The following is a 6,078-nucleotide window of genomic DNA, read 5'->3' on the forward strand; positions in this document are numbered from 1 at the left end:
TTCAACGCGGCGGACCTGGTCGCGAGCATGGCTCCAATGGTCACCGCAGCGGACTTCATGCCGAAGTTCAACGCGGCGTCACTCAGCGCGGCCATGGCACGCAGCATCACCTCCAACTTCCTGAAGGTTGGCGTCCGGTACTCCCTCGAAGACGGTGTCACTGCAATGGCACGGCGTGCATCCGTGCTGGATGTTGAGGAGCTTCACCGGCTTGTGGGTGCGGCCCGTGATGCAGCACCGAAGGCTGTCCCGACTGATGAGGTCATCCAGGCCGTCGTCCTTAAGGCCGTCTACGCCGTTCCCCTGCCGGTCGACGAACAAGGCCTGCTCGTCGACGACGCGGCGCTGGTCTCATCCTGGGTGGCAGCGCTCGTGGAGCGCGCGCTGGCTGCCGCCGGCCTCTCCGAGCGGGATCTGAAAGAGGACGCCGTCGCGGGATACGTATACCTTCTCGTCGGCTCCATCGTGTTTGCGTTGCTCCTCAACCTGCCGGTGTTCGCGGGCCTCGGGGGGATGCTCGGCATCGCGGCACACCCCCCAGCCAAGGTGGCAGCCAAGGTCAGCCGCACAGTCTATCGGCGACTGAACGGCTGACGTTCTCCGGCTCTTCGGGCGCCTGACCTACGGGCAGGCCTCGTGGATCTGGAGTGGCAGAACTGCGTCCATCCGCCGCAAGATTGGTTGGCGCTCCTCGCCGCGCCGTCCGCGCTCCGCCCCCGCTGCCGCGCATTCTGGTCTGGTGAGTGTCTCCGAGTTCGCCCACCCCGACGTCCTTGCCTACTGGTGGCTCCCCGACTACCCAGACCGCAGAGTGCCTGGGCGGCTTACATGGGACCCCGATCGAGGTGGCGATCTGAAACTGATGGGGGAGCTCCGCAAGCCGGTCATCCTCGACAACCACCTCGCAGACGGCGGCGTCCAGAAGTACCGCGTGCGGCCGAACAAGCTAGAAAGGCACTACCCGGTCATCCTGGGGAGCCACAAAACCAACGCAGGCCGCGAGGAGGCGTACACCCTCCTGAACTCCCTAAGCCTCAATAGCGTGGGCTTCCACGGACTCGAGGAGTTCCCGGAGCACATCTCGCCGGGCGCTCTGCTGCACGGCGCCTGGTACACCGACCCCTCAGAAATCGAAGCCGACCGTGCGATCTTCGACCTCAGTCACCTCTCCAGCTGGGTGAACCTCTCTGGCCTTGAGATCGAGTACCCCCAACTGAGCGGCAGCCATGTCGACCCCTTCATCGTCATTACAGGTACCGATCTGCCAGCATTCAGCACCACCCACGAGAACGCGATCGTTGAACTGCGCCAACTGCTCCGTCAAACGGGAGACCACGAGCACGCCAGTGGAGTAGATCAATCCTGGCAACTCGTCATCAAGATTGAGCCGATGGGTGAACTGGAACGGTTCACGGACATTGCGATCGACATCCGAGCGCTGGTGACCATCGGCGCCGGCAAGACCGCTGACATCACCCGAGCGGTCCTCCAACACCCGCAATTGCACCAGCACACCCTTGACGGGACACCCGTCCCAGCGTTCCGCGATGACATCACCTACCTGAACCGCTGGGCCCACCGCGGTAGCAACGACTCCTCTATCCGCAAGCATGACCTGTACTTCGATCTTGAGCAGTTGGGTGGCGCCGACGGTGTCCGGCGGTGGCTTGACGCAGCTTCGACTTACCGCACAGAGCTGAGGCGCGTCATGGCGACGAGGTACACCGACGCGATGTATCTCGAAGACCGCATCATGAACACCTCCGCCGCCCTCGAGCGCTTCGACAAGGTGCGCCGACCCGATGCACCGAAAGTCTTTCGCGACGGGAAGTGGCATGTCGCTTCGTTCGTCGACCGCATCATCGCGTGCGCCGACTACGCCGGACCTACTTTTGCCGACCTCATCGTTGAAGACGCACCGGTCTGGGCGAAGCGCGTCAAGTTCGTGCGCAACCAGCTCGCTCATCACGACGACCCGTTCCGCATTACCGGCGAGGTTGGCGAGCACGTGCTCGCCGAGCAGGTCTACTGGCTCTTCGTCATGTGCTTACTTCGCGAGTGCGACGCACCTGACGCCACTTTCGAGTCCATCGCCAGACACGGCCAGATCCGATGGCTTTCGGAGCAGGTCGAAGAACGCCTATCGCCCAGCGAGTCCGGGTGAATCTGTTCCGTGATGGGTCGATGTAACCGCCGGCGCCGGGTCTACCAGCCGTCGGACTTTCCGGGATAGTGCGTCTTTCGGCCGCTTGTCGGGCACGCGGACTGCCTCGATACGGGCCGGCCATGACAATCGAGCCACTTTCATGTGCTGACTGGACGAGACGACTAGGTTGCTGGCATGTCCTCCGTAGCGCTGGCCGGTGTCCGGGTCGCGACCGAGCCTGTGTTTCACTACACGGGCGCGGGTGCTCTGATCGGCCTGGTTCAAGGTCGCGTGCTCTGGGCCTCCGAAGCGGCTGGAATGAACGACCGTGCCGAGGTGCGGCAAGGCTGGCGGAAGATCCGCCTCTGGCTGGACAGCCAGCCCGCTGGCGACGCGGTGGACCTGCTCCGCAATCACGCCAAGGACCCGCTCAGGCGCAGCCATGAAGTATTCGTTCTCTGTGCCTCCACCCGCCCCGACGACGCGAACCAGTGGCGTCTGTACGCGAACCGCGGCAACGGGTACGCGGTCGAACTCGACCCCGCTGTCTCACTCACTGTTGCGACGGAATACGACGTAACCCCCGTTTCCTCCGGCAGGATGTCGTTTTCTGCGGCAGGAGATGTCGTTGAGGTTAGGCCGTGGATGCACGTCATCTATAGCGAAGACGAAATGGTGCAGGCCCTCGAGGCACTGATTGACAAAATCGACGCCACCACCGCGAGCGTTCGGTCTTCAACCGCTGACCCCGACGAGAAGGATCAAGCACTTCAGAACTTCGGCGAGGAGGCCTACAACGATCTCGCCGAGATCGCTCACCTCATCAAGGAACCCGGCTTCTCGGGTGAGGACGAGGTCCGCATCGTTGTGACGTTCTTCATGCAGCAAAGGCACATCAAGTACCGAGCTGGGTCCTACGGAATCATGGGATATGCGGAATTGGTAACCGACCCTTCCGGCAGCGGCTCGTACCGCGTCCTACCCAAGAAGGACGCAGAGGAAGTACTGCCGATCAGGTCAGTTCGGCTTGGGCCTCTGCTACACGAGGAGCACGTCGAGTCTGTCGAGAGCTTTCTACGCAACAACGGGCTTCGAGGAATAACTGTCAGCCGCTCGGAGGTACCGCTGCGCTGATGGTCGCGACGGCTTCGCGGTGGTATCAATGGGCCCAAGTGCCGCTCGCCGAGTCACACGGGCGCCCTGGACGCGTAGACGAGGCTCACCCTGGGTTCCGGCCAGACCGCGATGAGCGCGTCACACCCCCGCGTGAGACGCACTGCTGTGCCGATGAGTGAAAGCGCGCCACTGTCATCGCTAGCGAACTGTGACCAAGTCGCGGGCGTACGCGATGTTCCAGAAGTCCTGCCCTGCGCCCCCAGCGCCGACGCCGGGGCGAAGGACCTTGACGATCACCTGCTCCTCGGCGAGCCAAGCGAGCTGGAGCCTCCGGTCGAGGGCAGCCAGTCCGAGCACGTTGCGGTTCAGCGCACTGTCGAGCGCGTTGATCTCGCTCCCTGCTGGGAGGACCAGACGCGCATCGGCCCGGAAGTCGAGATCGGTCCGCAGCACCTCCCAGTCGTGGCTCCGGTTCCCCGAGTACCCCTGGGGAAGGCTGTAGAAGACTGTCTCCTCGACCTCGTCGAGTGAATCGGCCGAAGCGCTCCCCCAGGGACCCGCCCCCTTGTGCTGGAGGTCCTCCGGCACGGGGCGCTCCTCGATCAGCGCCCCATCGGGCCCGTAGGTCTGGCACGCGACGAGGTGGGCTCGGCGGTACGGGCACTCCACCCATCCCCCGTCGGCGAGGAGCCGAGGGTAGACGTGCGTGACGGGGTAGGCCTTGCCAGGGCGCGGGAAGGTTTCGGTCTTCAAGTCGGGCACGGAGACCCTGGTGCTGTGACCGGCCAGGAGGAGCACCAGCTCATCGCTGTCGGGCGACCAGGCGAACGAAGCCATGCCGTACGGACCCGCGACCCGTCGCACCGTCGCGCTGCCGTCGCGAAGGTCGACCAGGAACATCCCGGCGTGCATCGGTCCGGCCCACCAGCGGCCGTCGGGCGAGAGCGCTCCCGCGCCGTAGGTGTCACCTCCTGACCACCTATCCCGCGGCAGGTCCAGATCTCCCAGGTCGAGCCGACGCCAACGGCCGTCCCGGCCGTAGAACTCGACCGCCTCACCGTCGAACCCCGAGGACGGGCGGGGGACGTAGGAAGCCACCAGCGCTCGCCCAGGGGGATCGTCGAGCAGCGAGGGCAGCGCATCGTCGGGCTCCGGCACGGTCCGCGGGACGTTGCCGCGCGCCCACCGGACCTGCGCGACGCGCATCGGCGCCGTCAGTGCAGCGACCTCGGTCCGACCGGAGTCCGAGACCAAGGACGCTGCCCCCGAGGCAGGGGCCTGGCCAACCGTCCCACGTCCCGGCGCGAGGTCGGGGTCGTTGCCGGTGCAGCCGTTGACCGCGCCGATTCCCAGCACGACCCCGAGCGTCACCAGAGCAGCATGCGGTCTCCGCATCGCGCCTCCCACGCCGGGACCTGTCGGTCGGACACCCGGATAATTGCAGGTGAAGTCGCAGCAGGTCGTAGTTGGAGGGCGACGGCCACCTCGGCCTCGCGAAACATGACGGGCCGCTACCCCCGATGGTGCTTGCGTCCCAAACCGAGTGCACGCACCGAACGTGGGCACGTCCAACCGCACTCTTGCGTACCGCCAGGAGTGCATCTTCCCCCGCCTATGACCGCCACGTGCACATCCTCATGAGGTGAGCCAGCACGGCTTTCATTGCTACGTCGCCGGCACTGGCCGTCTCGACCTGACTGCGACCATAACGCCGACGCTCAGCATGAGAAGTGCGAGGACTCCGCTGCCCACAGCGGCGCTGAACCTCGTTGTGTTGGCGGAGTAGCACTCGGCTGCAACCTCGTCGAAGTAGGTGCGAGGGTGCTCACCGCCTGGTCCATCACGGTTGTCGTTAAGCCCGGCGTCCCACGGAGCGATGCTGCAGCCAACCTCGCCCGCCGGTCCGCCATCGCTGAGGTCCGATGCGCTGACGTTCACTGTCGGGTTGTCGAACCACAGGAACAGACCGACCAGCAGCAACAGGCAGGCACCCAATAGGCACGCCCTCGAAATGCGCCGAGATTGCATGGCCGGACCCTACGTCGCCAGAGAGGCATGGGCAGCCCGCGCCACGGGTCCGCCCGACTTGCCGCCTGACGTACTCATCAGCTTCGAGTCGCGACGGTCTGCCATGGCCTCGTGATCCCGCGAGGCACGACGTCAGCTGACAGCGCTGTTCAGGAACGATGGGCCTGGGCCTCAAGATCGCTGATGACTTCGGTCAACGCCTCGCAACGCTCCCGGATGTTACGTCTCTCGATATGCGTGACCCGTCTGAACTGCAAGCTCATCACCGCGTCCGCCTGCATCTCTGTGAAACCGAATTGCCGCTGAAGTGCCTCGCCAGCGGACTCGGAGTCCGCGGAAGTCAGCAACACGTCCAGCACATCATGCGGGTTGCTCGCAGCTTCCTCGACGGCTTCGAAGATGAGCAACTCATCCCGAGCCCGCTCCAGTTCGGCGCTAGCGGAGATCTCCGTGTCTCGCTCTCTCATTCCAGCAGGATGCCACTCACGCTGCCGAGCCGTCCGATCACACGTCTGACGGAGTCACCACTCCGCGGGCCGCCGCAAGAACGGATCTGCCGCAAATCGCGCACTCCAGGATGTGTGTCATTCCGTCGCGAGTGGACATACCGTCTGCCGGTGACCTCGTCCGGGTTAGGGCATGCCGATCGCCGGGTGCGCCCTCTCGATGTCGTCCAGACTGCTGATCCAACTTGCGAGGTGCGTCTGGTTCACCTCCGCCAACTCGAACGTCAGAACGTTGCCGACACCAGCCCCATCCGCGAGTACACCCGAGACCTCGATCCGACC

The 6,078-nt window shown here is 64.7% G+C and carries 5 protein-coding genes; 3 read left to right on the forward strand and 2 right to left on the reverse strand.

Annotation, left to right across the window (positions count from 1 at the left end; genetic code table 11):
* The 3 genes from C5H89_RS01915 to C5H89_RS01925 all read left to right on the forward strand — a co-directional run.
* The coding region (locus C5H89_RS01915) for a hypothetical protein (RefSeq protein ID WP_205304812.1) at positions 1–594 on the forward strand (594 nt) is incomplete at its 5' end.
* A 145-nt stretch (positions 595–739) separates the two neighbouring features.
* Positions 740–2,164: a hypothetical protein gene (locus C5H89_RS01920; RefSeq protein ID WP_162799167.1), complete on the forward strand. Its 1,425-nt coding sequence runs from the start codon at positions 740–742 to the stop codon at positions 2,162–2,164.
* Between the two features lie 177 nt (positions 2,165–2,341).
* Positions 2,342–3,280, forward strand: coding sequence for a DUF2971 domain-containing protein (locus C5H89_RS01925; protein ID WP_104105425.1), 939 nt, complete (start codon positions 2,342–2,344; stop codon positions 3,278–3,280).
* Between the two features lie 180 nt (positions 3,281–3,460).
* Here C5H89_RS01925 and C5H89_RS01930 read toward each other — a convergent pair whose 3' ends face one another.
* Positions 3,461–4,633, reverse strand: coding sequence for a hypothetical protein (locus C5H89_RS01930; protein ID WP_104105426.1), 1,173 nt, complete (start codon positions 4,631–4,633; stop codon positions 3,461–3,463).
* Between the two features lie 806 nt (positions 4,634–5,439).
* The gene (locus C5H89_RS01935) at positions 5,440–5,757 is read right to left on the reverse strand and encodes a DNA gyrase subunit A (RefSeq protein WP_104105427.1); all 318 of its coding nucleotides are present in this window, start codon (positions 5,755–5,757) and stop codon (positions 5,440–5,442) included.
* Between the last annotated feature and the right edge of the window lie 321 nt (positions 5,758–6,078).

Origin of the sequence: Nocardioides sp. 616 (genome assembly GCF_002930065.1) — a bacterium.
GTDB classification, from domain to species: domain Bacteria; phylum Actinomycetota; class Actinomycetes; order Propionibacteriales; family Nocardioidaceae; genus Nocardioides; species Nocardioides houyundeii.